The sequence below is a fragment of the Pseudonocardia spirodelae genome (genome assembly GCF_037727765.1).
Classification (GTDB): Bacteria; Actinomycetota; Actinomycetes; order Mycobacteriales; family Pseudonocardiaceae; genus Pseudonocardia; species Pseudonocardia spirodelae.
In genome coordinates, this window is record NZ_JBBJUP010000001.1 from 491,266 (window position 1) to 518,053 (window position 26,788).

Annotated in this window: 23 protein-coding genes and 1 pseudogene; 22 read left to right on the forward strand and 2 right to left on the reverse strand. The window is 75.9% G+C overall.

Annotated elements, in window-relative coordinates; all coding sequences use genetic code 11:
* Positions 1-260 precede the first annotated feature (260 nt).
* The 6 genes from carB (at position 261) to coaBC (ending at position 7,371) form a co-directional block, all read left to right on the forward strand.
* Positions 261-3,557: a carbamoyl-phosphate synthase large subunit gene (gene carB / locus WJX68_RS02220; protein WP_340285852.1), complete on the forward strand. Its 3,297-nt coding sequence runs from the start codon at positions 261-263 to the stop codon at positions 3,555-3,557.
* Entirely contained in the window at positions 3,554-4,387 is an 834-nt protein-coding gene (gene pyrF / locus WJX68_RS02225) for an orotidine-5'-phosphate decarboxylase (RefSeq protein ID WP_340285853.1), read from the forward strand. Before carB ends, pyrF begins: the two co-directional genes overlap by 4 nt.
* 505 nt (positions 4,388-4,892) lie before the next feature.
* On the forward strand, positions 4,893-5,207 hold the full coding sequence (mihF, locus tag WJX68_RS02230) for an integration host factor, actinobacterial type (protein ID WP_340285854.1): 315 nt from the start codon (positions 4,893-4,895) through the stop codon (positions 5,205-5,207).
* 16 nt (positions 5,208-5,223) lie between these two features.
* Positions 5,224-5,835 (forward strand): guanylate kinase, encoded by a 612-nt coding sequence (gmk, locus tag WJX68_RS02235; RefSeq protein WP_479692286.1) that lies wholly within the window; start codon positions 5,224-5,226, stop codon positions 5,833-5,835.
* 38 nt (positions 5,836-5,873) lie between these two features.
* On the forward strand, positions 5,874-6,143 hold the full coding sequence (gene rpoZ / locus WJX68_RS02240; RefSeq protein WP_340285855.1) for a DNA-directed RNA polymerase subunit omega: 270 nt from the start codon (positions 5,874-5,876) through the stop codon (positions 6,141-6,143).
* Positions 6,144-6,153: 10 nt separating this feature from the next.
* The gene (gene coaBC / locus WJX68_RS02245) at positions 6,154-7,371 is read left to right on the forward strand and encodes a bifunctional phosphopantothenoylcysteine decarboxylase/phosphopantothenate--cysteine ligase CoaBC (protein ID WP_340285856.1); all 1,218 of its coding nucleotides are present in this window, start codon (positions 6,154-6,156) and stop codon (positions 7,369-7,371) included.
* A gap of 78 nt (positions 7,372-7,449) precedes the next feature.
* On the opposite strand, the gene WJX68_RS02250 is transcribed toward coaBC, so the two are convergent.
* On the reverse strand, positions 7,450-7,974 hold the full coding sequence (locus WJX68_RS02250) for an SH3 domain-containing protein (RefSeq protein WP_340285857.1): 525 nt from the start codon (positions 7,972-7,974) through the stop codon (positions 7,450-7,452).
* A gap of 342 nt (positions 7,975-8,316) precedes the next feature.
* Between WJX68_RS02250 and metK the strand changes: the two genes are divergently transcribed.
* The 11 genes and pseudogenes from metK (at position 8,317) to WJX68_RS02305 (ending at position 20,384) form a co-directional block, all read left to right on the forward strand.
* Positions 8,317-9,519 (forward strand): methionine adenosyltransferase, encoded by a 1,203-nt coding sequence (gene metK / locus WJX68_RS02255; protein WP_422785631.1) that lies wholly within the window; start codon positions 8,317-8,319, stop codon positions 9,517-9,519.
* A gap of 94 nt (positions 9,520-9,613) precedes the next feature.
* Positions 9,614-11,704: a primosomal protein N' gene (locus WJX68_RS02260; RefSeq protein ID WP_340285859.1), complete on the forward strand. Its 2,091-nt coding sequence runs from the start codon at positions 9,614-9,616 to the stop codon at positions 11,702-11,704.
* Positions 11,705-11,782: 78 nt separating this feature from the next.
* Positions 11,783-12,331 carry a peptide deformylase gene (gene def / locus WJX68_RS02265; protein WP_340285860.1) on the forward strand — a complete coding sequence of 183 codons (549 nt, stop codon included), beginning with the start codon at positions 11,783-11,785 and terminating at the stop codon, positions 12,329-12,331.
* The gene (gene fmt / locus WJX68_RS02270; protein WP_340285861.1) at positions 12,328-13,260 is read left to right on the forward strand and encodes a methionyl-tRNA formyltransferase; all 933 of its coding nucleotides are present in this window, start codon (positions 12,328-12,330) and stop codon (positions 13,258-13,260) included. The genes def and fmt overlap by 4 nt, the downstream gene beginning before the upstream one ends.
* 699 nt (positions 13,261-13,959) lie before the next feature.
* Positions 13,960-15,411 (forward strand): annotated as a pseudogene (locus WJX68_RS02275) (RsmB/NOP family class I SAM-dependent RNA methyltransferase); the annotation flags it as partial.
* A gap of 83 nt (positions 15,412-15,494) precedes the next feature.
* Positions 15,495-16,184: a ribulose-phosphate 3-epimerase gene (gene rpe, locus WJX68_RS02280; protein WP_340285884.1), complete on the forward strand. Its 690-nt coding sequence runs from the start codon at positions 15,495-15,497 to the stop codon at positions 16,182-16,184.
* A 23-nt stretch (positions 16,185-16,207) separates the two neighbouring features.
* Complete coding sequence (gene ribD / locus WJX68_RS02285) at positions 16,208-17,260, forward strand: bifunctional diaminohydroxyphosphoribosylaminopyrimidine deaminase/5-amino-6-(5-phosphoribosylamino)uracil reductase RibD (protein ID WP_340285862.1); 1,053 nt, start codon at positions 16,208-16,210, stop codon at positions 17,258-17,260.
* 13 nt (positions 17,261-17,273) lie between these two features.
* Positions 17,274-17,906, forward strand: coding sequence for a riboflavin synthase (locus WJX68_RS02290; protein ID WP_340285863.1), 633 nt, complete (start codon positions 17,274-17,276; stop codon positions 17,904-17,906).
* A 68-nt stretch (positions 17,907-17,974) separates the two neighbouring features.
* The gene (locus tag WJX68_RS02295) at positions 17,975-19,252 is read left to right on the forward strand and encodes a bifunctional 3,4-dihydroxy-2-butanone-4-phosphate synthase/GTP cyclohydrolase II (RefSeq protein WP_340285885.1); all 1,278 of its coding nucleotides are present in this window, start codon (positions 17,975-17,977) and stop codon (positions 19,250-19,252) included.
* Positions 19,253-19,356: 104 nt separating this feature from the next.
* Positions 19,357-19,848, forward strand: coding sequence for a 6,7-dimethyl-8-ribityllumazine synthase (gene ribH, locus WJX68_RS02300; RefSeq protein WP_340285864.1), 492 nt, complete (start codon positions 19,357-19,359; stop codon positions 19,846-19,848).
* 107 nt (positions 19,849-19,955) lie between these two features.
* Positions 19,956-20,384 (forward strand): PH domain-containing protein, encoded by a 429-nt coding sequence (locus WJX68_RS02305; RefSeq protein WP_422785637.1) that lies wholly within the window; start codon positions 19,956-19,958, stop codon positions 20,382-20,384.
* Between the two features lie 13 nt (positions 20,385-20,397).
* On the opposite strand, the gene WJX68_RS02310 is transcribed toward WJX68_RS02305, so the two are convergent.
* Positions 20,398-21,201, reverse strand: coding sequence for a DUF2786 domain-containing protein (locus WJX68_RS02310; protein ID WP_340285866.1), 804 nt, complete (start codon positions 21,199-21,201; stop codon positions 20,398-20,400).
* A 192-nt stretch (positions 21,202-21,393) separates the two neighbouring features.
* Between WJX68_RS02310 and uvrC the strand changes: the two genes are divergently transcribed.
* The 5 genes from uvrC to WJX68_RS02335 all read left to right on the forward strand — a co-directional run.
* Entirely contained in the window at positions 21,394-23,367 is a 1,974-nt protein-coding gene (gene uvrC / locus WJX68_RS02315; RefSeq protein ID WP_340285867.1) for an excinuclease ABC subunit UvrC, read from the forward strand.
* The gene (gene rapZ, locus WJX68_RS02320) at positions 23,364-24,257 is read left to right on the forward strand and encodes an RNase adapter RapZ (protein WP_340285868.1); all 894 of its coding nucleotides are present in this window, start codon (positions 23,364-23,366) and stop codon (positions 24,255-24,257) included. Before uvrC ends, rapZ begins: the two co-directional genes overlap by 4 nt.
* Before the next feature lie 23 nt (positions 24,258-24,280).
* Positions 24,281-25,297, forward strand: a complete 1,017-nt coding sequence (locus tag WJX68_RS02325; protein WP_340285886.1) for a gluconeogenesis factor YvcK family protein — start codon at positions 24,281-24,283, stop codon at positions 25,295-25,297.
* Positions 25,288-26,280, forward strand: coding sequence for a DNA-binding protein WhiA (gene whiA, locus WJX68_RS02330; RefSeq protein WP_340285869.1), 993 nt, complete (start codon positions 25,288-25,290; stop codon positions 26,278-26,280). Before WJX68_RS02325 ends, whiA begins: the two co-directional genes overlap by 10 nt.
* A gap of 108 nt (positions 26,281-26,388) precedes the next feature.
* Positions 26,389-26,788, forward strand: a 400-nt coding sequence (locus WJX68_RS02335; protein ID WP_340285870.1) for a hypothetical protein, incomplete at its 3' end; no start/stop codon positions are given.

The window sequence follows — 26,788 nt, forward strand, 5'->3', positions numbered from 1 at the left end:
GCCCGGCCGGGCGTCCCGGACCCGCTGACCGCGCCGTTCTCTGACGTCGAGAACGCCCTGCGCCGCGACGGCGGCGTCGCCGCGCACCCCGGCGCCACCGCCGACCCGGACGCCGACCCCGACGGCGACGACCGCGGGGCCGACCCGGTCACCGGCCGCGCCCGCCCGGTCGACGACCGGCCCTGGCCGCCGCCGCCCGGAACCCCACCCACCACGCAGCACCCGGACCACCACGACCAGGCCCGGCAGGAGGACCACTGATGCCCCGCCGCGACGACATCTCCCACGTGATGGTGATCGGCTCCGGCCCGATCGTCATCGGCCAGGCCTGCGAGTTCGACTACTCCGGCACCCAGGCCTGCCGCGTCCTGCAGGCCGAGGGCATCCGCGTCTCGCTGGTGAACTCCAACCCGGCGACGATCATGACCGACCCGGAGTTCGCCGACGCGACCTACGTCGAGCCGATCACCCCGGAGTTCGTCGAGAAGGTCATCGCCGCCGAGCGCCCGGACGCGATCCTCGCGACGCTGGGCGGGCAGACCGCGCTGAACACCGCCATCGCCCTGCACGAGAACGGCGTCCTGGAGCGCTACGGCGTCGAGTTGATCGGCGCCGACGTCGACGCCATCGAGCGCGGCGAGGACCGGCTCAAGTTCAAGGACATCGTCATCGGCGTGGGCGGCGACGTGCCCCGCTCGCGGGTCTGCCACTCCATGGAGGAGGTCCGCGAGGCCGCCGGCGAGCTCGGGCTGCCGGTGGTGATCCGGCCGTCGTTCACCATGGGCGGGCTCGGCTCGGGCATGGCGCACTCGGCCGAGGACCTGGAGCGCCTCGCCGGCGCCGGGCTCGCCGCCTCCCCGGTGACCGAGGTCCTCATCGAGGAGTCGGTGCTGGGCTGGAAGGAGTACGAGCTGGAGCTCATGCGCGACCACCACGACAACGTGGTCGTCATCTGCTCCATCGAGAACATCGACCCGATGGGCGTGCACACCGGTGACTCGATCACCGTCGCCCCGGCGATGACGCTGACCGACCGCGAGTACCAGCACATGCGCGACGTCGGCATCGCCGTGCTGCGCGCGGTCGGGGTCGACACCGGCGGCTGCAACATCCAGTTCGCGATCCACCCCGAGACCGGGCGCCTGGTCGTGATCGAGATGAACCCGCGCGTGTCGCGCTCCTCGGCGCTCGCGTCGAAGGCCACCGGCTTCCCGATCGCCAAGATCGCGGCGCGCCTGGCCGTCGGCTACACCCTCGACGAGATCCGCAACGACATCACCGGCGAGACCATCGCCGCGTTCGAGCCGTCGCTGGACTACGTCGCGGTGAAGATCCCGCGCTTCGCCTTCGAGAAGTTCCCCGGCGCCGACCCCGAGCTGACGACGACCATGAAGTCCGTCGGCGAGGCCATGGCGCTGGGCCGGTCGTTCCCGGAGGCGCTGGGCAAGGCGCTGCGCTCGATGGAGCGGGCGCGCGCCGGGTTCTGGACCGCACCGGACCCCGAGGGCGAGCCCACCTACACCGTGCCCGTCGACGGGCGCATCTACGAGGTCGAGCGCGCGCTGCGCACGGGCCAGTCGGTCGACGACGTCGCCAAGGCCTCCGGCATCGACCCGTGGTTCGTCGACCAGATCGCGCTGCTCGGCGAGATCCGCGCCGAGCTCGAGGCCGCCCCGGTCCTCGACGCCGACCTGCTGCGCAAGGCCAAGCGGCACGGCCTGTCCGACCGCCAGCTCGCCGCCGTCCGGCCCGAGTTCGCCGGCGAGGACGGGGTGCGCGCGCTGCGCCACCGGCTCGGCATCCGGCCGGTCTACAAGACCGTCGACACCTGCGCCGCCGAGTTCGCCGCGAAGACGCCCTACCACTACTCGGCCTACGAGACCGACCCCGCGGCGGAGTCGGAGATCGCCCCGCAGACCGAGAAGCCGAAGGTGCTCATCCTCGGCTCCGGCCCGAACCGCATCGGGCAGGGCATCGAGTTCGACTACTCGTGCGTGCACGCGGTCATGGCGCTGCGCGCCGCCGGGTTCGAGACCGTGATGGTCAACTGCAACCCCGAGACCGTCTCCACTGACTACGACACCGCGGACCGGCTGTACTTCGAGCCGCTGACCTTCGAGGACGTCCTCGAGGTCGTGCACGCCGAGCAGCAGTCCGGCACGGTCGCCGGCGTCGTCGTGCAGCTCGGCGGGCAGACCCCGCTGGGGCTCGCGCAGCGCCTGACCGACGCCGGCGTGCCCGTGGTCGGGACCTCGGCCGCGGCGATCGACCTGGCCGAGGACCGCGGTGCGTTCGGGGAGGTGCTGCGCAAGGCCGGGCTGCCCGCGCCGGAGTTCGGCACCGCCACCTCGTTCGAGGGCGCCCGCGAGATCGCGACGCGGATCGGCTACCCGGTCCTGGTCCGCCCGTCCTACGTGCTCGGCGGGCGCGGCATGGAGATCGTCTACGACGAGGCGACGCTGGCCGGCTACATCGCCCGCGCCACCACGATCTCGCCGGACCGCCCGGTGCTGGTCGACAAGTTCCTCGACGACGCCATCGAGATCGACGTCGACGCCCTGTGCGACGGCGAGCAGGTCTACCTCGGCGGGGTCATGGAGCACATCGAGGAGGCCGGGGTGCACTCCGGGGACTCCTCGTGCACCCTGCCGCCGATCACGCTGGGCTCCTCGGTGCTGGCGAAGGTCCGCGAGGCCACCGCCGCCATCGCGCACGGCGTCGGCGTCCGCGGGCTGCTCAACGTGCAGTACGCGCTGCACGGCGACGTGCTCTACGTGCTGGAGGCCAACCCGCGGGCGTCGCGGACGGTGCCGTTCGTGTCCAAGGCCACCTCGGTCCCGCTGGCCAAGGCCGCGGCCCGGATCATGCTCGGCGCCACGATCGCCGACCTGCGCGCCGAGGGACTGCTCCCGGCGCAGGGCGACGGCGGCGCGCTGCCGGCCGACTCCCCGGTCGCGGTCAAGGAGGCGGTGCTGCCGTTCAACCGGTTCCGCAACACCGCAGGCCAGGGCGTCGACCCGCTGCTCGGCCCGGAGATGAAGTCGACCGGCGAGGTCATGGGCTTCGACGCCGCGTTCGGCCCGGCCTTCGCCAAGTCCCAGTCCGCCGCCTACGGCTCGCTGCCGACGTCGGGGACGGTGTTCGTCTCGATCGCCGACCGCGACAAGCGGGCGATGGTGTTCCCGATCCGCCGCCTCGCCGACATCGGGTTCCAGGTCCTCGCCACCGAGGGAACGGCGGAGATGCTGCGCCGCAACGGGATCGACGTCACCGTGGTGCGCAAGCACAGCGAGGGCTCCGGTCCGGACACGCCCACGGTCGTTGACACGATCCTCGCCGGTGACGTCGACCTCATCGTCAACACCCCGGTCGGCAACCCCGGCCCGCGCGTCGACGGCTACGAGATCCGCGCCGCCGCCGTCTCGCGCGGGGTGCCGTGCATCACCACGGTGCAGGGCGCCGCGGCCGCGGTGCAGGGCATCGAGGCGCTGGCCTCGGGCGGGCTCGGCGTGCGGTCGCTGCAGCAGGCCCACGCGGCGCTGCGGGCGAAGGCGTGAGCTTCGGCGAGCGGCTCGACGCCGCCGTCGCCGCGCACGGACCGCTGTGCGTCGGCATCGACCCCCACCCGGCACTGCTCGCCGGGTGGGGGCTGACCGACGACGCCGACGGTCTCGCCGCCTTCGCCGAGCGCTGCCACGCCGCGTTCGCCGGGACGGTGTCGGTGGTCAAGCCGCAGTCGGCGTTCTTCGAGCGGCACGGCGCGCGCGGCGTCGCGGTGCTGGAGTCGCTGCTCGCCGGCTACGAGGGCAGCGGCACGCTGACCCTGCTCGACGCCAAGCGCGGTGACATCGGGTCCACGATGGACGGCTACGCCGACGCCTACCTGCGCGTCGGTGCCCCGCTGGGTGCGGACGCGCTGACCCTGTCGCCCTACCTGGGGTTCGGGTCGCTGGAGCCCGCGCTCACCGCGGCCGACGAGGCCGGCCGCGGGGTGTTCGTGCTGGCCCGCACCTCCAACCCGGAGGGTGCGACGGTGCAGCTCGCGACCGCCCCCGGCGGTGCGGGCAGCGTGGCGCAGTCCGTCGTGGACGACGCCGCCGCCCGTAACGCCGCGACGCTGTCGGGTGCGGTGGGGGTGGTCGTCGGCGGTACGCACGACCACGGGCTCGACCTGTCCGCGCTGCACGGCCCGGTCCTCGTGCCCGGGCTGGGGGCGCAGGGCGCGACGCCGGCCGAGGTCGTCTCGCGCTTCGCCGGGACCGCGGGGCACGTGCTCCCGGTGTCCGCGCGCGGGGTGCTGCGGGCCGGCCCCGACGCCGGCGCGCTGCGCGACGCGGCCCTGGCCCTGAGCGGGGAGCTGGCCTCGGCCGCCGCGGGCTCGCACTGACCCGGCCCCGTCCCCCGGGGGGACCTCGCCCCGAAGGAGCGCCCTCCGGGGTGCTCCCAGGGGCACTCTCGTTGCCCTCTAAGCCCCGAGGGTTCCCCTGGGAGCGAGCCGGCGGGGTGCGTCGGGCGGTCCGCCGGGGGCGCCGGGTGCACCCGTGCGGCACCCGGCGCACCGGGAGGCCGATCCGGCGTGCCCACCGGCGCCCCGACCGGGCCCTGCGCCACCCGGTAGTGCGGCGACCCGCCGTACGGGGTAGCCGGACGGCACCCGCGCGGCGGTTCGAACAGCGTGCCGTTGATCACCTCCCGATCGCCGAAACCGGAGGTGGGACCCCCATTGACGCCCCCGTGGACGGCGTGGGTACGTTCGAATACGGAGCCGGGGACGTCCCCCGGACGGGTCGGTGCGACCCACCACCCGATCGCTGACGCGACGCCCCCGGCGCGAGCCGGGATCACGGCGGCGAGAACGACGTGAACGACACAGGAAGTACGGAGGAACCACCGTGGCCCTTCCCCAGCTGACCGAGGAACAGCGCGCCGCCGCGCTGGAGAAGGCTGCGGCCGCGCGCCGGGCCCGGGCCGAGCTGAAGGACCGCCTCAAGCGCGGCGGCACCACCCTCGAGGAGGTGCTGAAGCAGGCCGAGACCGACGAGGTCCTCGGCAAGATGAAGGTCTCCGCGCTGCTCGAGGCCCTGCCGAACGTCGGCAAGGTGCGCGCGCAGCAGATCATGGAGGATCTGGAGATCGCCACCAGCCGCCGCCTGCGCGGCCTCGGCGACCGCCAGCGCAAGGCGCTGCTCGAGCGCTACCCGAGCTGACCCCGAGCGCGTTCCCGTGACCGACACCTCCTCCGTCATGTCCTCCGGCCGGACCGGCCCCGCCCGCGGGCGGCTGCTCGTGCTGGCCGGGCCCTCCGGGGTGGGCAAGAGCAGCGTCGTCGCGGGACTGCGCGAAGCGCTGCCGGAGCTGCTGTTCAGCGTGTCCGCCACCACCCGGCCCGCCCGGCCGGGGGAGGTGGACGGCCGTGACTACCGCTTCGTGTCCCGCGAGGAGTTCGACGCGCTCATCGAGCGCGGCGAGCTGCTCGAGTGGGCCGAGGTGCACGGCGGGCTGCAGCGCTCCGGCACGCCGGCCCGGCCCGTCGAGCAGGCGCTCGGCGACGGCCGCCCGGTCCTCGTCGAGGTCGACCTGCAGGGCGCCCGCTCGGTGAAGCGGGTGCTCCCCGAGGCCGTGACGGTGTTCGTCGCGCCGCCGTCGATGGAGGAGCTGGCCCGCCGGCTCACCGACCGCGGCACCGACACCCCCGAGCAGCGGCAGCGCCGGCTGCGCACCGCCATCGAGGAGATGGACGCCCGCGACGAGTTCGACGAGGTCGTCGTGAACGACGACCTGCAGGCCGTGATCGGCCGGTTGGTAGCATTGGCGGTCGACCGCGGCCCCGTGTGACCGCGCCCGGTCCCCCTCGTCGTTCAGGAGATCAGTACGTGAGCACGCCCACCGGCACCTCCACCGCCCCCGAGGGCATCACCTACCCGCCGATCGACGACCTGCTCGGTCAGGTCAGCTCGAAGTACGCGCTGGTCATCTACGCGGCCAAGCGCGCCCGGCAGATCAACGACTACTACTCCCAGCTCGGCGAGGGCCTGCTGGAGTACGTCGGCCCGCTCGTCGAGCCGGGCCCGCGCGAGAAGCCGCTCTCGATCGCGATGCGCGAGATCCAGTCCGGGATGCTCGAGCACACCGAGGGCGAGTAAGACCCCGCCGATGGCTGCACCCGAGGTGCTCCTCGGCGTCTCCGGCGGCATCGCCGCCTACAAGAGTGCCGAGGTGCTGCGCCGCCTCACCGAGTCCGGCCACGCGGTCCGGGTGATCCCCACCGAGGCCGCACTGCGGTTCGTGGGCGCCGCGACGTTCGAGGCGCTGTCCGGCCGCCCGGTCGCCACCGGCGTGTTCTCCGACGTCCACGAGGTGCCGCACGTGGCCCTCGGCCAGGGCGCGGACCTGGTCGTCGTGGCCCCTGCGACGGCGGACCTCATGGCCCGTCTCGCGCACGGCCGATCCGACGACCTGCTCACCGCCGCGCTGCTGACCGCGCGCTGCCCGGTCGTGCTCGCCCCCGCGATGCACACCGAGATGTGGGAGCACCCCGCGACCGTCGACAACGTCGCGCTGCTGCGCTCGCGCGGGACCGTCGTCCTGGAGCCCGCCTCCGGGCGGCTCACCGGCGCCGACACCGGCAAGGGGCGGCTGCCCGACCCCGCCGAGATCGTCGACCTGGCCCGGCTGCTGCTGGAGCGCCCCGACGCGCTGCCGCGCGACCTGCAGGGCCGCCACGTCGTCGTCAGTGCGGGCGGGACGCGGGAGGACCTCGACCCGGTGCGCTTCCTCGGCAACCGCTCGTCGGGCCGGCAGGGCTGGGCGCTGGCCCGGGTCGCCGCGCAGCGCGGCGCGCGGGTGACGCTCGTCGCCGGGCACACCGCCGACCTGAGCGCTCCGGCCGGGGTGCACGTCGTGCCCGCGGGCACGGCCGTCGCGATGGAGGCCGCGGTACGGGACGCGGCCGCCGACGCCGACGCCGTCGTCATGGCCGCGGCCGTCGCCGACTTCCGGCCGGTCGACACGGCCGTCGACAAGATCAAGCGGGGCAGCGCGGAGCCGGCAGCGCTGCGCCTGGTGCAGAACCCCGACATCCTCGCCGGGCTGGTCGCCGACCCGCCGCGGCCCGGCCAGGTCGTCGTCGGGTTCGCCGCCGAGACCGGGGACGCCGACGGCGACGTCCTGCACCACGGCCGGGCCAAGCTCGCCCGCAAGGGCTGCGACCTGCTGGTCGTCAACGCGGTCGGGGACGGCAAGGCGTTCGAGACCGCGGACAACGCCGGCTGGCTGCTCGCCCGCGACGGCGGTGAGACCGAGCTGCCGTTCGGCTCGAAGGCGCTGCTCGCGTCCCGCATCTGGGACGCCGTCACCCCGCGGCTGGGCTGAGGACACGCCGCTCCCGCACACGACGAGGGGCCCGCACCGGTGATCCGGTGCGGGCCCCTCGTCGCGGACCGGGACCGCTCAGTCGTCGAAGAACGAGTCGGTGGCCGAGGTCGGCTCGGCCGAGCGCTCCGAGCCGGAGCCCTCGCGCGATCCCTCGTCCGAGCCCTCGTCCGACGAGCCGGTCGAGCGCGGCGACGAGGTCGACGGCGTCGCGGACCGGCTGCCCGAGGTGGACGGCGAGGACGTCGACGGGCTCGAGGTCGACGGCGCCGAACGCTCCGAGCTGCTCGGGGTGAGCGAGTCCTCCGAGGAGTCCGACGACTCGCTGCCCGAGGTGGAGACGTAGTCCGACATCGCCCAGCCGCCGTACTCGGGCAGCTCGACGAAACCGTTCTCGGTCCCGCCGGTCGAGGTGGACTCGCCGCGCTCGCACACGCCGACGATCGGCGCGTCCGTCTCGGGCTCGGAGCGCACGTTCACGCTCTGGGTGCAGGTGCCGGTGCCGGCGGCCGACGCGGTGCCGGCGACGATCCCGGTGATGGCGACGCCGGCCACGGCCAGTGCGCCGATGCCGGCGGCGACGCGTCGCGAGTTCGGCTTCATGGTGGAACAACCTCCGTGCCGCGGGCGGTCACACCGCCGTGCGGATCAGTTCGTGGGCGACCCCGCGGGGCGTGCGGGGCGTTGTCCCGACCAACGAGCAGCCGCCCTTTCGATTCGTGAGCGGAGGGTCAATCACCCCATCCGGCGACACTGCGTAGCTACTGATCCGGCGACGACTACGCTCCGTGTGTGAGTTCCGTCCTGTGCGGTCCCGTACGGGCGTCGGGGTTCGACTAGTGTGCTCGCCGAGGGGCGCCTGCGATCGTGACCGGGCGCCCGAGCGAGCGTGGCGGGGTCGCCGCGCCGGAGCGGAGAAGTACCAACGGGATGGAGATTCAGCGCGTGTCCAACACGAGCCGCCGTCTGTTCACCAGCGAGTCGGTCACCGAGGGCCACCCGGACAAGATCTGTGACGCCATCAGCGACACGATCCTCGACGCGATGCTGGCGCAGGACCCGAGCAGCCGCGTCGCCGTCGAGACGATGGTGACCACCGGCCAGGTGCACGTCGCCGGCGAGGTCACCACGGGCGCCTACGTCGAGATCCCGCAGCTGGTCCGGGACAAGATCCTCGAGATCGGCTACGACTCCTCCGCGAAGGGCTTCGACGGCGCGTCCTGCGGGGTCAACATCGCGATCGGCGCGCAGTCCCCGGACATCGCGCAGGGCGTCGACACCGCTTACGAGAAGCGCGTCGAGTCCGCCGAGGACGAGATCGCCAAGCAGGGCGCCGGCGACCAGGGCCTGATGTTCGGCTACGCCTGCGAGGACACCCCCGAGCTGATGCCGCTGCCGATCGCGCTGGCGCACCGCCTGTCGCGCCGGCTGACCGAGGTCCGCAAGAACGGCACGCTGCCCTACCTGCGTGCCGACGGGAAGACCCAGGTCACCATCGAGTACGACGGCGACAAGCCGGTCCGCCTCGACACCGTCGTCCTGTCCTCGCAGCACGCCGCCGACGTCGACCTCGACGGCATGCTCACCCCGGACATCCTCCGCCACGTCGTGACCCCCGAGGTCGAGGCGCTGGGCTGGGACCCGTCGCAGCCGCGGCTGCTGGTCAACCCGACCGGCCGCTTCGTGCTCGGCGGCCCGATGGGCGACGCGGGCCTCACCGGCCGCAAGATCATCGTCGACACCTACGGCGGCATGGCCCGCCACGGCGGCGGCGCCTTCTCCGGCAAGGACCCGTCGAAGGTCGACCGCTCCGCCGCCTACGCCATGCGCTGGGTCGCGAAGAACGCCGTGGCCGCCGGGCTCGCCGGGCGCATCGAGGTCCAGGTCGCCTACGCGATCGGCAAGGCCGCCCCGGTCGGGCTGTTCGTCGAGACCTTCGGCACCGAGAACGTCGACCCGGCGCGGATCCAGGCCGCCATCGAGGAGGTCTTCGACCTGCGCCCGGCCGCGATCATCCGCGACCTGAAGCTGCTCCGCCCGATCTACGGCCCGACCGCCGCGTACGGCCACTTCGGCCGCACCGACGTCGAGCTGCCCTGGGAGGACACCTCCCGCGCCGACGCGCTCAAGTCCGTCGCCGGCGGCTGAGCGCGCACGTCCACCGATCGTGGCCGGGACCGCACCGCGGTCCCGGCCACGGCCGTCTCCGGGGGCCGTCGGGCCCGCGTGGTAGACCCTCGGCGTGAGCACTCCGCGTACCCCGGCCCGCGCCCGCCGTCCCGGGCGCAACCGGGGGGAGTGGCAGCCGGCCGCGGCGCTGCCGGTCGCACGGGTGGTGGTCGACGTCGCGCTGCCGCACCTGGACCGCACCTTCGACTACCGGATCCCCACCCACCTCGACGACGCCGCCGCACCCGGCGTGCGGGTGCGGGTCCGCTTCGCCGGCCGGATGGTCGACGGCTTCCTGCTCGAGCGCGCCGGCGACACCGCGCACGGCGGGAAGCTGGCCTGGGTCGACAAGGTCGTCTCGCCCGAGCCGGTGCTCACCGACCGGGTCGCCGGGCTCGCCCGTGCCGTCGCCGACCGCTACGCCGGCGTGCTCGCCGACGTCCTGCGCCTGGCCGTGCCCGCCCGGCACGCCCGCGTCGAGTCCGAGACGCCCCGCGAGCGCACCGCACCCGACCCCGTCGCGCCGGACCGCGCCGGCTGGGAGACCTACCCGCGCGGCGGCGCGTTCCTCGACGCGCTCGGGGGCGGGCGGGCCGCGCACGCCGTCTGGCAGGCGCTGCCCGGCGAGGACTGGGCCGCCCGGCTCGCCGAGGCCGCCGCGACCACCCGGGCCGCGGGCCGCTCGGCGCTGCTCGTGGTGCCCGACCAGCGCGACGTCACCCGCCTGCACGCGGCCTGCGCGGCGCTGCTCGGGGAGGACGGCGTCGTCGCGCTGACCGCCGAGCTCGGCCCGGCCGAGCGCTACCGGCGCTGGCTGGCCGTACGGCGGGGGAGCGTGCGGGTCGTCGTCGGCACCCGCTCGGCGGCCTTCGCCCCGCTGGACGAGCTGGGGCTGCTCGCCGTCTGGGACGACGGGGACGACTCCCACTCCGAGCCCCGCGCGCCCTACCCGCAGGTCCGTGACGTGCTGGTGCTGCGCGCGCACCGCGAGGGCGCGGCGCTGCTCGTCGCCGGGTTCGCCCGCACCGCGGAGGCCCAGGTGCTGCTGGAGAGCCGGTGGGCCAGCCCGATCGTCGCCGACCGCGCGACCGTGCGGGCCCGGATGCCGCGGGTCACCGCGATCGGGGAGTCCGACACCCAGCTCGTGCGCGACCCGGTGGCCCGCGCCGCCCGCGTCCCCGGCGTCGCGTTCGAGGCCGCCCGCGCCGCGCTCGCCGCGGGGCGGCCGGTGCTGGTGCAGGTGCCCCGCTCGGGGTACCTGCCGTTCCTGGCGTGCGCGTCCTGCCGCGACGCGGCCCGCTGCCGGCACTGCGCCGGACCGCTGGGGCTGCCGCGCTCGGGTGGCGACGACCGCGAGGGCGGCGCGCTGCCCGCCTGCCGCTGGTGCGGGCGCGCGGAGCCCGCGTTCCGCTGCGGGCACTGCGGCTCGCGGCGGCTGCGGGCCGGGGTGATCGGCGCCGGGCGCACCGCCGAGGAGCTGGGCCGGGCGTTCCCCGGGGTGGCCGTGCGCAGCTCCGGCGGCGGCACCGAGGTCCTCGACGAGGTCCCGGCCGGGCCGGCACTGGTCGTCGCGACCCCCGGCGCCGAGCCGGCCGTCACCGGCGGCGGCGCCGGGTACGGGGCCGCGCTGCTGCTCGACGGCTGGGCCATGCTCGCCCGGCCCGACCTGCGCGTCGCCGAGGAGACGCTGCGCCGCTGGTTCGCCGCGGCCGCCGGGGTCGTGCCGCACACCGACGGCGGGCGGGTCGTGGTCGTCGCCGACTCCGGAGTGCCCACGGTGCAGGCACTGGTGCGCTGGGACCCGGCCGGGCACGCGGAGTCCGAGCTCGCCGAACGCGCCGAGGTCGGGTTCCCGCCCGCGGTCCGGATGGCCGCGGTGGAGGGCCCGCCCGCGGCCGTCGCCGAGATCTGCGACGCCGTGCTCGGCGACGGCCGGGCCGACCCGGCCCCGCCCGAGGGCGTCGAGCTGCTCGGCCCGGTCGAGATCGACCCCCCGGACCGCCCCGGCGCCCCGGACGAGGTCCGCGAGCGCGCGCTGCTGCGCGTCCCCCGCCGCGCCGGGCGCGACCTGGCCCGCGCCCTGCACGACGCCCAGGCCGTGCGCACCGCCCGCAAGGCGCCGGAGACGGTGCGGGTGCGCCTGGACCCCGACGAGATCGACTGAACCGCCCCGGGGCCGCGGCGGTGCCCAGTGGCACAATGGAGCGCCGATCATCCGACCACCGCCGTGAGGGGAACCCCCGTGCCCATCCAGCCCGTCCGGCTGTTCGGCGACCCCGTCCTGCGCACCCGCGCCACCGAGGTCACCGACTTCGACGCGGAGCTGCGCAAGCTCGTCACCGACCTGACCGACACCATGCACGACGAGGGCGGCGCCGGCCTGGCCGCGCCGCAGATCGGCGTCGGCAAGCGGGTGTTCGTCTTCGACTGCGACGGCTTCTCCGGGCACCTGGTGAACCCCACCTGGGAGGCCGTCGGCGAGGACGAGCAGTTCGGCATGGAGGGCTGCCTGTCCATCCCCGGGCTGGGCTGGGACTGCCGGCGCAAGCTGCACGTCGTCGCCCGCGGGTGGGACGTGCACGGCGAGCCGCAGGTCGTCGAGGGGTCCGCGCTGCTCGCGCGGGCCATCCAGCACGAGACCGACCACCTCGACGGCGTGCTGTTCATCGACCGGCTCGACGCCGAGACCCGCAAGCTCGCGATGCGCGAGATCCGCGAGGCGACCTGGTTCGGCGACGCCGATCCGGTGGTCAAGGTCAGCCCGCACCCGATGTTCGGCAAGGCCCGATGAGGCTGCTGTTCGCGGGCACCCCGCAGCCCGCGGTGCCGTCGCTGCGGGTGCTGCTCGAGCACCCGCAGCACGAGGTCGTCGCCGTCGTGACCCGGCCCGACGCCCCCGCCGGGCGGGGGCGGAAGCTGACCCGGTCCCCGGTCGGGGAGCTCGCCGACGCCGCAGGCGTCCCGGTGCTGACCCCGGCGCGGGCGTCGGACCCGGAGTTCCTGGCGGCGCTGCGCGAGCTCGCGCCGGACTGCGCCCCGGTCGTCGCCTACGGGGCGCTGCTGCCGCGGCCGGTGCTGGACGTGCCCGTCCACGGCTGGGTCAACCTGCACTTCTCGCTGCTGCCCGCCTGGCGCGGGGCCGCCCCGGTCCAGGCCGCGCTCCGGCACGGCGACGACGTCACCGGCGCGACCACGTTCCGCCTCGAGGAGGGCATGGACACCGGCCCCACCTACGGCGTGGTGACCGAGGCCGTCGGCGCGACCGACACCGCGGGCGACCTGCTGGGCCGCCTCGCCGAGTCCGGCGCGCGGCTGCTGGCCGCGACCCTCGACGGCATCGCCGAGGGCACCGTCACCGCCGTGCCGCAGCCCGCCGAGGGCGTCTCGCTCGCCCCGAAGGTCACCACCGCCGACGCCCGCGCCGACGTCACCGGTCCCGCCGCCGCGCTGGACCGGCTGGTCCGCTCGGTGACGCCCGAGCCGGGGGCGTGGTGCGTGTTCCGCGACGAGCGCCTCGGCCTCGGCCCGGTCCGCCCGCTGCGCACCGGCGAGGTCGACCTCGCGCCGGGGGAGCTGCGCGTCGAGCGCCGCCGGGTGCTGGCCGGGACGGCGACGGTGCCCGTCGAGCTCGGGCAGGTGCAGCCCAAGGGCAAGCGGCTCATGCCCGCGCCCGACTGGGCCCGCGGCGCCCGGATCGGGGCCGGGGAGCACCTGACCTGACCCGGCGCCCCGCGCCACCCCGACCTCCCACCCCTGACGACGGCCGCACCCCGGCCGCGGCGGCCGACCGCCGAGGAGAACCACGTGAGCGAGCAGGACCCCCGACCCGACCGGGACCGCGACGACCGCGGCCGCGGGAACCGCGACCGCGACTCCCGGGACTCCCGGGGCCGCGACGACCGTGGACGCGACCGGGGCGGCGCGCCGCGCGGCGCGGACCGCGGTGAGCGACGCGGCGGGGACCGGCCGTTCCGGGACCGCTCGGGTGGGGACCGGCCGCACCGGGACCGCACCGGATCCGGCTGGGGCGCCCGCTCCGACGACCGGCGCTCCGACGACCGGGGCGGGGGCGGCCGGCCCGGCGCCGACCGGCCCAGCCACTCGCGCTCCGGCGGCGACGTCGCCCGCCCCGACCGCCGCCGCGACGGCGCGGACCGCGGGGACCGCCCCCGGCGCGACGACCGCCCCCGGCGCGACGACCGCCCCCGGCGCGACGACCGCCCCCGCGGCGACCGTCCCCACCGCGACCGCGACGACCGTTCCGGACGGACACGCGAGGAGCGCCCGTTCCGCGACCGCCCCCGCCGCGACGACCGCCCGCGTGACGACCGCCCGCGAGACGACCGGCCCCGTGACGACCGGCCCCGTGACGACCGGGGTCCGCGCGGGGGCGACCGGCGCGACCGGACCGACCGCGGCCCGCGCCGCGAGCGGACCTCCGGCCCCCGCCACTCCGGCCCGCCCCGCGGCCGCGTCGGACCCGGCAGGCCGCCGGCCGTCGACCCGGCCCGGCAGGCCGCCTACGACCTGCTGACCGCCGTCCGCGAGCGCGACGCCTACGCCAACCTCGCCCTGCCCGGCATCCTGCGCCGCCACCGCCTGCGCGACCGCGACGCCGCGCTGGCCACCGAGCTCGGCTACGGCACCCTGCGCGCGCAGGGCCTGCTCGACGCCGTCATCGACGCCTGCACCGACCGGCCGCTGTCCAAGATCGAGCACCCGCTGCTCGACGCGCTGCGCCTGGGCACCTACCAGCTGCTGCGCACCCGGGTGCCCGACCACGCCGCCGTCACGACCTGCGTCGAGCTGGTCCGCGGCGATCACGGCTCGCAGTCGGCCGGGTTCGTCAACGCCGTGCTGCGCCGCATCGGCGAGCACACCGAGGCCGAGTGGCTCGACCGGCTCGCCCCGGACCCGGCGCAGGACCCCGTCGGCGACGCCGCGCTGCGCCACGCCCACCCGCGCTGGATCGCCCAGGCCTTCGCCGACGCACTCGGCGAGACCGGCGAGGAGCTCACCGCCGCCCTCGCCGCCGACGACGCCCGGCCGCGCGTCCACCTGCTCGCCCGCCCCGGGGAGATCTCGGCCGAGGAGCTGGCCCTGGCCACCGGGGGCGAGCAGGCGCCGTACTCGCCCTACGGGGTGCACCTCGAGCCCGGCAGCGGCGACGTCGCCGAGCTCGACGCCGTCGCCGAGGGGCTCGCGATCGTGCAGGACGAGGGCAGCCAGCTCGTCGCCGCCGCGCTGGCCCGCGCCGAGCCGGAGGGCGAGGACACCGGCCGCTGGCTCGACCTGTGCTCCGGGCCCGGCGGCAAGGCGTCGCTGCTCGGCGGGCTCGTCGCCGCCCGGGGCGGCACGCTCGACGCCGTCGAGCCCAGCGAGCACCGCGCCGAGCTCGTCCGCCGCGTCACCGGTGAGCTGCCGGTGACCGTCCACGTCGCCGACGGCCGCGAGGCGCCGCTGCCCGACGGGGTCTACGACCGCGTCCTGGTCGACGCGCCCTGCACCGGGCTCGGCGCGCTGCGCCGTCGTCCCGAGGCCCGCTGGCGCCGCCGCCCCGAGGACATCGCCACGCTGACCCGGCTCCAGCGCGAGCTGCTGCTCGCGGCACTGCGCCACGTCCGCCCCGGCGGCGTCGTCGCCTACGTCACCTGCTCGCCGCACCTGTCGGAGACCGCGGGCGTCGTCGGGCGCATCGTCGGCCGCGAGGGACGGCCCGGACCCGCCGGCCCGGTCGAGCAGCTCGACGCCCGCGCCCACCTGCCCGAGGGGATGCCCCACCTGGGCGACGGCCCCACCGTGCAGCTCTGGCCGCACCGGCACGGCACCGACGCGATGTTCCTCACCCTGCTGCGCCGCCCGCTCGGGTGAGCGCGGCGGGGTGTGAGCCGTCCCTCGCGGACGCGTGCGGGGTCACGCATGGCCCGGGAAGTAGCCTGCTCGGCGTGCACCCGATGATCGCGCCCAGCATCCTCTCGGCCGACTTCGCCCGGCTCGCGGAGGAGGCCGCCGCCGTCGGCGCCCGCGGCACCGACGAGCCCGGCGCGGACTGGCTGCACGTCGACGTCATGGACGCGCACTTCGTGCCGAACCTGACCCTCGGCCTGCCCGTCGTGCAGAGCCTGCGCGCCGCGACCGACATCCCGCTCGACTGCCACCTCATGATCGACGACCCGGACCGGTGGGCCCCCGGCTACGCCGAGGCCGGCGCGGCGAACGTGACCGTGCACGTCGAGGCCGCGCGCGACCCGGTGAAGCTCGCCGGGAACCTGCGGGCCGCGGGCGCCCTCGCCGGGCTGTCGATCAAGCCGGGCACCCCGCTGGATCCCTACGTCGAGGTGCTGCGCCACTACGACACGCTGCTGGTGATGAGCGTCGAGCCCGGCTTCGGCGGGCAGAGCTTCATCCCCGAGGTCCTCGACAAGGTCCGCACGGCGCGCCGCCTGGTCGACACCGGTCACCTGAAGCTGATCGTCGAGATCGACGGCGGCATCAACGCCGACACGATCGAGCAGGCCGCCGAGGCCGGCGTCGACTGCTTCGTCGCGGGCTCGGCCGTCTACGGCGCCGAGGACCCGGGCCGCGCCGTCGCCGCCCTGCGCGCGAGCGTGCAGCGGGCGAACCCGCACCGCTGGGCCGGCTGAGCAGCACCGACGGGCACGCGGCGATGGACGGCGCGACGGCACCCGGGGTCACCACGGTGACCGCGGCGATGCGCCGCGCCCTGGCCGCGTCCGGGGAGGTGCACGGCAGCACCAGCCCGAACCCCGCGGTCGGCTGCGTGATCCTGGACCGCGACGGCGCCGTCGCCGGGGTGGGCGCGACCGCCCCGCCCGGCGGGCCGCACGCCGAGCGCGCCGCGCTCGCCGAGGCAGGCGACCGTGCCCGGGGCGGCACGGCCGTGGTCACCCTGGAGCCCTGCAACCACACCGGGCGCACCCCGCCGTGCGTCGACGCGCTGCTCGACGCCGGCGTCGCCCGGGTGCACGCCGCGCTCGCCGACCCGAACCCGGTCGCCGCGGGCGGGCTGGAGCGCCTGCGCGCCGCCGGCGTCGAGGTGACGCTCGGCACCCTCGCCGAGGAGGTCGCCCGCGGGCCGCTGCGCGGCTGGCTGCACCGCCAGCGCACCGGCCGCCCGCACGTCACCTGGAAGGTCGCCACCACCCTCGACGGCCGCGTCGCCGCCGCCGACGGCACCAGCCGCTGGATCACCGGCCCCGGCGCCCGCGCACAGGTGCATGACCTGCGCCGCAGGATGGACGCGATCGTCGCCGGGACGGGTACCGTCCTGGCCGACGACCCGGCACTGACCGCCCGCCGGCCCGACGGCACGCTGCTCGACCACCAGCCCCTCCCGGTGGTGGTCGGACACCGCGACGTCCCGTCCGGCGCCCGGCTGGACCGGACCGACGTCCTGCACCTGCGCACCCGTGACCCGGGTGAGGTGCTGACCGAGCTCACCCGCCGCACCGTGGTGGACGTGCTGCTCGAGGGCGGGCCGACCCTCGCCGGGGCGTTCGTCGCCGCCGGGCTCGTCGACCGGGTGCTCGTGCACCTCGCCCCGGCCCTGCTCGGCGCGGGACCGCACGCCCTCGGTGACGTGGGCGTGGGAACGATCGCCGACATCGTGCGGTTGCACGTGGACGAGGTGCACCGCGCCGGTGACGACGTGGTCATCGACGCACGACCGGCACCCGGGCCCACCGGGCCGCCGCAGTAGGAGGGACGGACCGATGTTCACCGGGATCGTGGAGGAGGTCGGCGAGGTCGTCGACGTCCGCACCGACGACGACGTCGTCGTGCTGACCGTGCGCGCCGCGCTCGCGGCCGAGGTCGGGCACGGGGAGTCGGTCGCGGTGAACGGCTGCTGCCTGACCGCGGTCGTCGACCGCCCGGGCGCGGCGACGCTCACCCTGGAGCTGGTCCCCGAGACGCTCAAGCGGACCTCGCTCGGCGCGGTCGGTGCGGGGTCGGGGGTCAACCTGGAGCGGGCCGTGCCCGCCGGCGGGCGGCTCGACGGCCACATCGTGCAGGGCCACGTCGACGGCGTCGGGACCGTGGTCTCGCGCACCCCGGGCGAACGCAGCGACGAGGTCCGCTTCGCCCTGCCCGCCGAGCTCTCCCGCTACGTCGTGGAGAAGGGCTCCATCGCCGTGGACGGCGTGTCCCTCACCGTCGCCGCCGTCGACCCGGACGGGTTCGGCGTCGCGCTGATCCCGACCACCCTGGCCGAGACGACCCTGGGGTCGCGCGCCCCCGGTGATCCGGTCAACCTGGAGGTCGACGTGATCGCCAAGTACGTGGAACGCATGACCGCGGGGTACCTGCAGGGACCCGGGTCCGGACAGGAAGGGGCCGCCCGGTGAGCGAGCCGATCGAGTCCACCCCGGGCGGGCAGGTGTCGGGGAAGCTGCCCGACGCCCCGCACACCGCCATGTCGCCGTCGGAGCGCGCGGAGCGCTTCGCCCAGATCGAGAAGGCGATCGCCGACATCGCCGAGGGCAAGCCCGTCGTCGTGATGGACGACGAGGACCGCGAGAACGAGGGCGACCTCATCTTCGCCGCGGCGAAGGCGACCCCGGAGCTGCTGGCGTTCACCGTCCGCTACACCTCGGGCTACGTCTGCGTCGCGCTCACCGGGGACACCTGCGAGCGCCTCGACCTCCCGCCGATGCACCACACCAACCGGGACTCCTACCGCACCGCGTACACGGTCACCGTGGACGCGAAGGAGGGCATCACCACCGGGATCTCGGCGCAGGACCGGGCGCACACCATCCGCACCCTCGCCGACCCCGCCTCCGAGCGCGGGGACCTCGTGCGGCCCGGGCACGTCGTGCCGCTGCAGGCCCGCGAGGGCGGGGTGCTGCGCCGCCCCGGGCACACCGAGGCCGCCGTCGACCTGGCCCGGATGGCCGGCCTGCCCGCGGCCGGCGCGCTCTGCGAGATCGTCTCGGAGAAGAACACCGGCGAGATGGCCCGCGGCGAGGAGCTCGGCGTGTTCGCCGCCGACCACGACCTCGCCCTGATCACCATCGCCGACCTCATCGCCTACCGGCGCCGCTACGAGAAGCACGTCGAGCGGGTCGCGACCGCGCGCATCCCCACCGCCCACGGCGACTTCCTCGCCTACGGCTACGACTCCGTCCTCGACGGCACCGAGCACATCGCGATGGTGATGGGCGACGTCGCCACCCCGGCCGACGACGGCGAGAACGTCCTGGTCCGGGTGCACTCCGAGTGCCTGACCGGTGACGTACTCGGCTCGCTGCGCTGCGACTGCGGGCCCCAGCTCGACGCGGCGCTCGAGGCGGTCGCGAAGGAGGGCCGCGGCGTGGTCCTCTACATGCGCGGGCACGAGGGCCGCGGGATCGGCCTGCTGCACAAGCTGCAGGCCTACCAGCTGCAGGAGGCGGGCGCGGACACCGTCGACGCCAACCTCGCGATGGGCCTGCCCGCCGACGCCCGCGACTACGGCATCGGCGCCCAGATCCTGTCCGACCTCGGCGTGAAGTCGATGCGGCTGCTCACCAACAACCCGGACAAGCGCGCCGGGCTGGAGGGCTACGGGCTGCGCGTGATCGGCCGCGAGCCGATGCCGGTGCGACCCACCCCGCAGAACCTGCGCTACCTGCGCACCAAGCGCGACCGGATGGGCCACGACCTGCCCGACCTCGGCGCCACCGGCGGAGCCTCCGAGCCGGCGCGCTGACCGGTGGCCGGGCGGGAACGGACGTCGCGACCGTTGTGTCGGGCACCGGACACCGGCCGACCCCCGTGCCGCGGCGCGGGGGCCGACCGGCGAGAATCGGTGCCATGAGCGGTGAGGGCCGGCCCACCGGGGCCACGCAGCTGGACGCGAGCGGACTGCGGGTCGGGGTGGTGGCGGCCCGCTGGCACGCCGAGATCGTCGACCGGCTGCTGGAGCGTGCCGTCGCCACCGCCCGCGAGGCGGGTGTGGAGCCCACCGTCGTGCGGGTGCCCGGCACGGTCGAGCTCCCGGTGATCGCCCAGGAGCTGGCCCGCGGCCACGACGCCGTCGTCGCGCTCGGGGTCGTCGTCCGCGGCGGCACCCCGCACTTCGAGTACGTCTGCGACGCCGTCACCGCGGGCCTGACCCGGGTCGCGCTCGACGAGTCCACCCCGGTCGGCAACGGCGTGCTCACCACCGACACCGTGCAGCAGGCCGTGGACCGCTCCGGGGCGCCGGGCGCCGCGGAGGACAAGGGCGCCGAGGCCTGCACCGCCGCACTCGAATCGGCGCTGGCGCTGCGCGACCTGCGCGCCGGCGCGCCGACCCGCCCGTGACCCCGGGCGAGCACAGGGAGACCGCAGTGACCGAGCCGACCCCGCCGACGCCGCAGACCCCGTCCGGAGCGGCCCCCGGCGCACCCGCCGGCCCCGGCCCGGACGCGGTGACCCTGCGCCCCCGGGTGATCCTCTGGACCGCCTGGGTCACCGCCACCGCGGTGATGGTGTTCTTCGTGATCGTCGCCTACCTCATGCCCGCCGAGAACACCGGCGTGTACTTCCAGCCCGCCGACCAGGTCGCGATGATGGTCATCGGCGCCTTCGTCGCCGGCGGCCTGCTGCTCATGGCCCGGCCCCGGGTCCGGGCCGACGCCCGCGGCGTCGAGGTCCGCAACGTGTTCGTCGCCCGCTGGTACGACTGGGCCGACGTGTACGGCGTGTCCTTCCCCGACGGTGCCGCGTCGGCCCGCCTGGAGCTGGCCGACGACGAGTACCAGTCGGTGCTCGCCGTCCAGGCCGTCGACCGCGGGCTCGCCGTGCGCCACGTCCGCACCCTGCGCACGCTGCACCGCGCCGCCGTCCTGGGGGAGTGAGCCCCGGGCCGGCTCAGCCGGCCCGGCCCCCGATCCCGGGCACGCCGGTCGGCGCGCCGAGACGGGACCCGCCCAGGTCGGCGCGGTCCGCGGCCGCGGCGCCGTGCCGGAACCCGGTGCCCGACACCTGCGGGCGGCGTGCCCGGCGCAGCCGGCCGAACTCCGCGTCGTAGGCCCGGTCGACCTCGGCGCCCCGGTCGGCGAGCACCAGCTCGGTCGACGCGGCGGCCCGCCCGGTCTCGGCCTCGTCGTCGCCCAGGGCGGTCCGTTCGGCCTCGAGCAGCCGCTCGTGGACCCGCCCGGCGAACCCGTAGATCCACGACCGGCGGTAGGCCGCGACCGACTCGCGCGGGTCCGGCGGGCGCACCGCCGCCAGTGCGGCCGTGGCCTGCAGCAGCAGCGAGGTGTAGAGCAGCTCCACCCGCTCGCGGTCCGAGGCGAACCCGAACACCGTGACCGCGGCGACCGAGCCGCCGCGCTGGTCGTGCATCACCCAGCGGCAGCGCAGCGCCGACGCCGTCCACCCCAGCAGCCGCGCCTTCGCCCCGCTGTAGGGGTTGTCGACGACGACCCGGGTGCGCCCGATCGGGTCCGCCCGGGCGGGCCCGGCCCGCCCGGCCAGCAGCGCCTCGTCGATCCCGTGCCGCGCCATCAGCGCGAACGCCTTGTCGGTGTAGATCTCGGCCTCGTCCGGCGTGCCGGCCCGCTCCGCCTTCGCCAGCAGCTTGCGGATCCGGTCGAGGCGGGCCCCGGGGACGTGCTCGCCGGGCGCGGTGCCGACGTCGATCCGGCGGCCGGTGTCCTGCGCGGTGCTCACGGCGGTCTCCTCGGGCTCGGAAGGTGTCGAACTCGTGTTCGAGGACGAGGTGTACCGGACCCTACCGACAGTTCCGGGGCCGCCGCGCGGACGCCCGGCGCCGACACGCGTCCCTACACCCCGTCCGGGCGTGGCACGGACGGCGGGGGCGGGCCGGAACCGGCGGTGCGCGCCTCTACCCTGGGAGTCACCATGGCCGACCCCAGCACCTACCGACCGGCGACCGGGACCATCCCCGAGTCGCCCGGGGTGTACCGCTTCTCCGACCCCCGTGGCCGGGTGATCTACGTCGGGAAGGCCAAGAGCCTGCGCCAGCGGCTCAACTCCTACTTCGCCGACCTGTCCGGGCTGCACCCGCGCACCCGGCAGATGGTGACCACGGCGTCGAAGGTCGAGTGGACCGTCGTCGGGACCGAGGTCGAGGCGCTCCAGCTCGAGTACAACTGGATCAAGGAGTACGACCCGCGGTTCAACGTCCGCTACCGCGACGACAAGAGCTATCCCGTGCTCGCGGTGACGATGCACGAGGAGTACCCGCGGCTGCACGTCTACCGCGGCCCGCGCCGCAAGGGCGTGCGCTACTTCGGTCCCTACGCCCACGCCTGGGCGATCCGCGAGACCCTCGACCTGCTGCTGCGGGTCTTCCCGGCCCGCACCTGCTCGGCCGGGGTGTTCAAGCGGCACGGCCAGATCGGGCGGCCCTGCCTGCTCGGCTACATCGACAAGTGCTCCGCGCCGTGCGTGGGCAAGGTCAGCGCGGCCGAGCACCGCGACATCGTCGAGGACTTCTCCGACTTCCTGTCCGGGCGCACCGACCGGATGGTCACGCAGCTCGAACGGGAGATGGCCCGGGCCTCGGAGGGCCTGGAGTTCGAGCGCGCCGCCCGGCTGCGCGACGACCTCGGCGCGCTGCGCCGGGCACTGGAGAAGCAGGCCGTCGTGCTCGGCGACGGGACCGACGCCGACGTCGTCGCCTTCGCCGAGGACGAGCTGGAGGCCGCCGTCCAGGTCTTCCACGTCCGCGGCGGCCGGGTCCGCGGCCAGCGGGGGTGGGTCATCGACAAGGTCGAGCCCACCGACACCGAGCAGCTCGTCGAGCGGTTCGTCTCCCAGTTCTACGGCGAGCAGCACGCACTGGCCGGTGCCGCCGACGACGCGGCCCAGCCGGTCCCGAAGGAGATCCTGGTCCCCGTCCTGCCCGCCGAGGCGCCCGCGCTGGAGCGCTGGCTGACCGGCCTGCGCGGGTCGCGGGTCTCGCTGCGGGTGCCGCAGCGCGGCGACAAGCGCAACCTCGCCGAGACCGTCGCGCGCAACGCCAAGGAGGCCTTCGCCCAGCACAAGCTGCGCCGGGCCGGCGACCTCACCGCCCGCTCGGCCGCCCTGCAGGAGATCCAGGAGAACCTGGAGCTCGACCAGGCCCCGCTGCGCATCGAGTGCATCGACATCAGCCACGTCCAGGGCACGAACGTCGTCGCGTCGCTGGTGGTGTTCGAGGACGGCCTGCCCCGCAAGTCCGAGTACCGCCGCTTCGAGATCCGCGACGCCGCCGAGCAGGGCGACGTCGCCTCCATCGCCGAGGTCGTGCGGCGGCGGTTCCGCCGCTACCTCGCCGAGACCGCCGACGACCCGGCGCCGTCGACCGGGTCGGGCGAGGTCGCGCCGGGGGAGGGCGTGCGCACCGGCATCGACCCCGAGACCGGGCGGCCCCGCAAGTTCGCCTACCCGCCGAACCTGCTCGTCGTCGACGGGGCCAAGCCGCAGGTCGACGCGGCCGCCGCGGAGCTGGCCGGGCTGGGGATCACCGACGTCGCCGTCTGCGGGCTCGCCAAGCGCCTGGAGGAGGTGTGGCTGCCCCACGACACCGACCCGGTGATCCTGTCCCGGACGAGTGAAGGTCTGTACCTCCTGCAGCGGGTCCGCGACGAGGCGCACCGCTTCGCCATCACCTACCACCGCCAGCGTCGTTCCCAGGGCATGACGGCGTCCGCGCTCGACGGGGTCCCGGGCCTCGGCCCGGCCCGCAGGCAGACGCTGCTCAAGCACTTCGGGTCGGTGCGCAAGCTGCGCGCCGCCGACGTCGAGGAGATCGCCGGCCTGCCCGGCTTCGGCCGTCGTACCGCCGAGTCGGTGGTCGCGGCCCTGCACAGCGAGGGGGAGAAGCCATGAGCGAGGACGCACCCGGCGCCGGACCGGGCATCGAGGTCGCGGTGGTCAGCGGCCTGTCCGGGGCCGGCCGGTCCACCGCGGCCAAGGTCCTGGAGGACCTCGGCTGGTTCGTGGTGGACAACCTGCCGCCCGAGCTGATCGCGACGATGGTCGAGCTGGGCTCGCGCGCCCGCGGCGAGGTCACCCGGATCGCGGTGGTGATGGACGTCCGGTCCCGCGCGTTCACCGACGACCTCGGCGCCGTCATCAAGGACCTCGACGGGCGCGGCTACCGTCCGCGGCTGCTGTTCCTGGAGGCCTCCGACGCGGTGCTGGTCCGCCGGTTCGAGCAGAACCGCCGCTCGCACCCGCTGCAGGGCACCGGGCGCATCACCGACGGCCTGGGCGCCGAGCGGGAGGTCCTGCGCCCGCTGCGCGAGGACGCCGACCTCGTCGTCGACACCTCGAACCTGTCGGTGCACGACCTGCGCTCGCGGATCGAGAGCGTCTTCGCCGGGGAGAACGCGCACGCCGCGACCCGGGTGACGGTGCTGTCCTTCGGCTACAAGTACGGACTGCCGCTGGACTCCGACCTGGTCGTCGACGTCCGGTTCCTGCCCAACCCGCACTGGATACCGGAGCTGCGCCCCTTCACCGGGCGCGACACCGAGGTCAGCGACTACGTGCTGTCCCAGGAGGGCGCGGAGGAGTTCGTCGACCGCTACCTGCAGCTGCTCGACCTGGTCGGCGCGGGCTACCGGCGCGAGGGCAAGCGCTACCTGACCGTCGCCGTCGGCTGCACCGGCGGCAAGCACCGCTCGGTCGCGATCTCCGAGGAGATCGGCCGCCGCCTGGCCGACCGCGAGGGCATCCAGGTCAACGTCGAGCACCGCGACATGGGGCGCGAGTGAGCGGTGCGCCCGCGTCGCGCGGGCTGCGGGTGGTCGCGCTCGGCGGCGGGCACGGCCTGCACGCGACGCTGACCGCGCTGCGGCGCTGCCCGGTCGTCGGGGACATCACCGCGGTGGTGACCGTCGCCGACGACGGCGGGTCGTCCGGGCGGCTGCGCCGCGAGCTCGGCCTGCTCCCGCCCGGCGACCTGCGGATGGCGCTGGCCGCGCTGGCCGGCGACGACGAGCGGGGCCGCTTCTGGTCCGGCCTGGTCCAGCACCGCTTCGGCGGCACCGGCGCGCTCGCCGGGCACGCCGTGGGCAACCTGCTGCTCGCCGGGCTGCTGGAGCGCGACGGCGACCCGGTCCGCGCCCTGGAGACGGTCGGCGAGCTGATGGGCTGCGCCGGACGGGTGCTCCCGATGGCCCGGGTTCCGCTGGACATCGAGGCCGAGGTGGCGCTCGAGGGCCACGACACCGGCCACCTCATCCGCGGCCAGGTGGCCGTCGCGTCCACCCCCGGCCGGGTGCGGCGGGTGTGGCTGCGCCCGCCGGAGCCGCCGGCCTGCGACGAGGCGGTGCGTGCCGTGCTCGACGCCGACGCCGTGCTGCTCGGCCCGGGCTCGTGGTTCACCAGTGTGCTCCCGCACCTGCTCGTGCCCGGCCTGCGCGACGCCCTGCTGGAGACGGCGGCGGCCCGGGTCGTGCTGCTCAACCTGGCTCCGGAGCCGGGGGAGACCGCCGGTTTCTCCCCCGGGCAGCACCTTGAAGTACTGTCCGGTCACGCGCCCGGTCTGCGGGCGCACGCCGTCCTGGTGGACACCGGGTCGGTGAGCGTGGCCGACCGGCTGGACACGGCCGCCGCCGACCTGCTGGTCCCCGGTGGACGGGTCTGGCCGGCCGACGTCGCCGACGCACGCTCGGCGACCCCCCGGCACGACCCGGACGCCCTGGCCGGTGCCCTGGGCGACGTGTTCGCCGCCCTGAGCCCGCAGGTGGCCGGTACCCCCGGGACGCACGACGACAGCCCGCAGCGCGGAAGGAGCTCCCGATGGCCATGACCGCCACGGTGAAGGACGAGCTGAGCCGGCTCACCGTCACCAAGCAGTCGTCGCGGCGCGCGGAGGTCGCCTCGCTGCTCCGGTTCGCCGGCGGCCTGCACATCGTGGGCGGCCGGGTGGTGATCGAGGCCGAGGTCGACACCGGCTCGGTCGCGCGCCGGCTGCGCCGCGAGATCCACGAGCTCTACGGCCACACCGCGGACGCCCACGTGATCACCGCGGGCGGCCTGCGCCGCAGCGCCCGCTACGTGATCCGGGTGATCCGCGACGGCGAGGGCCTGGCCCGCCAGACCGGGCTGCTCGACAACCGCGGCCGCCCGGTCCGCGGGCTGCCGCCGCCCGTCGTCTCCGGGGACCTCTCCGACGCCGAGGCCGCGTGGCGCGGGGCGTTCCTCGCCCACGGCTCGCTCACCGAGCCGGGCCGCAGCTCCGCGCTGGAGGTCACCTGCCCCGGCCCGGAGGCCGCGCTCGCGCTCGTCGGCGCGGCGCGCCGGCTCGGGGTGGCCGCGAAGGCCCGCGAGGTGCGCGGCGCCGACCGGGTCGTCGTCCGCGACGGCGACGCGATCGGCGCGCTGCTGACCCGGATGGGCGCGCACCAGAGCGTGCTGTCCTGGGAGGAGCGGCGGATGCGCCGCGAGGTCCGGGCCACGGCCAACCGCCTCGCCAACTTCGACGACGCCAACCTGCGCCGCTCCGCGCGCGCCGCGGTCGCCGCGGCGGCCCGGGTCAGCCGGGCCCTGGAGATCCTCGGCGACGAGGTGCCCGAGCACCTGCAGGCCGCCGGGCGGCTGCGGGCCGAGCACACCCAGGCGTCGCTGGAGGAGCTCGGCCAGCTCGCCGACCCGCCGATGACCAAAGACGCCGTCGCCGGCCGGATCCGCAGGTTGCTGCAGACGGCCGACAAGAAGGCGGCCGAACTGGGCATCCCCGACACCGAGTCCGCGGTGACCCCGGAGATGCTCGAGGACGACGGCGCCCGCTGAGCGCGCGCGTGGCGGGGTGCTCACACCCCGTCACGGGGCATCCGGCATGATGCCGCCGTGACGAAGCCGGGCTCCACCCTCCTCGCCGTTCATCTCGATCGATCCAGCATGCTGCGGCCCTTGCTGCCCGCACTGCGCTCCGGCGTCGCCGACCTGCTCGCCGAGCAGGACGGCCACCCCGGTGACCTGCAGATCGTCCTCGCCACCGGCGACGACCTGACCCGTTCCCTGGCCGACGGTGCGCACCCGCCCGCCGTCCCGGTCCCCGCCGCCGAGGCCCGCACCGCGCTGCCCGCGCGGCTGCGCGCGCAGGGCGGTCCGGACCTGCGCGGCGGCACGGCGCGGCTGCTCGCCGCCGTCGGCGACGAGCTCGCCGGCCGCGACGAGGCCGACCGGCCCGAGCGGGTCGTGGTCCTGCTCGTCGGCGAGGGCGCCGTCGGCGACACCACGGCCGTGCGCGAGCGCATCGCCCACCAGCAGGGCACCTACGCGTGGGAGTTCGTGCTGG

Coding starts and splice junctions, on each gene's coding strand:
- coaBC (WP_340285856.1), top strand. CDS start 6,154: ATGGCTGCACCCGAGGTGCTCCTCGGCGTCTCCGGCGGCATCGCCGCC.
- WJX68_RS02295 (WP_340285885.1), top strand. CDS start 17,975: ATGTCGCCGTCGGAGCGCGCGGAGCGCTTCGCCCAGATCGAGAAGGCG.
- fmt (WP_340285861.1), top strand. CDS start 12,328: ATGAGGCTGCTGTTCGCGGGCACCCCGCAGCCCGCGGTGCCGTCGCTG.
- ribH (WP_340285864.1), top strand. CDS start 19,357: ATGAGCGGTGAGGGCCGGCCCACCGGGGCCACGCAGCTGGACGCGAGC.
- whiA (WP_340285869.1), top strand. CDS start 25,288: ATGGCCATGACCGCCACGGTGAAGGACGAGCTGAGCCGGCTCACCGTC.
- uvrC (WP_340285867.1), top strand. CDS start 21,394: ATGGCCGACCCCAGCACCTACCGACCGGCGACCGGGACCATCCCCGAG.
- carB (WP_340285852.1), top strand. CDS start 261: ATGCCCCGCCGCGACGACATCTCCCACGTGATGGTGATCGGCTCCGGC.
- WJX68_RS02290 (WP_340285863.1), top strand. CDS start 17,274: ATGTTCACCGGGATCGTGGAGGAGGTCGGCGAGGTCGTCGACGTCCGC.
- ribD (WP_340285862.1), top strand. CDS start 16,208: ATGGACGGCGCGACGGCACCCGGGGTCACCACGGTGACCGCGGCGATG.
- rpe (WP_340285884.1), top strand. CDS start 15,495: ATGATCGCGCCCAGCATCCTCTCGGCCGACTTCGCCCGGCTCGCGGAG.
- rapZ (WP_340285868.1), top strand. CDS start 23,364: ATGAGCGAGGACGCACCCGGCGCCGGACCGGGCATCGAGGTCGCGGTG.
- WJX68_RS02250 (WP_340285857.1), bottom strand. CDS start 7,974: ATGAAGCCGAACTCGCGACGCGTCGCCGCCGGCATCGGCGCACTGGCC.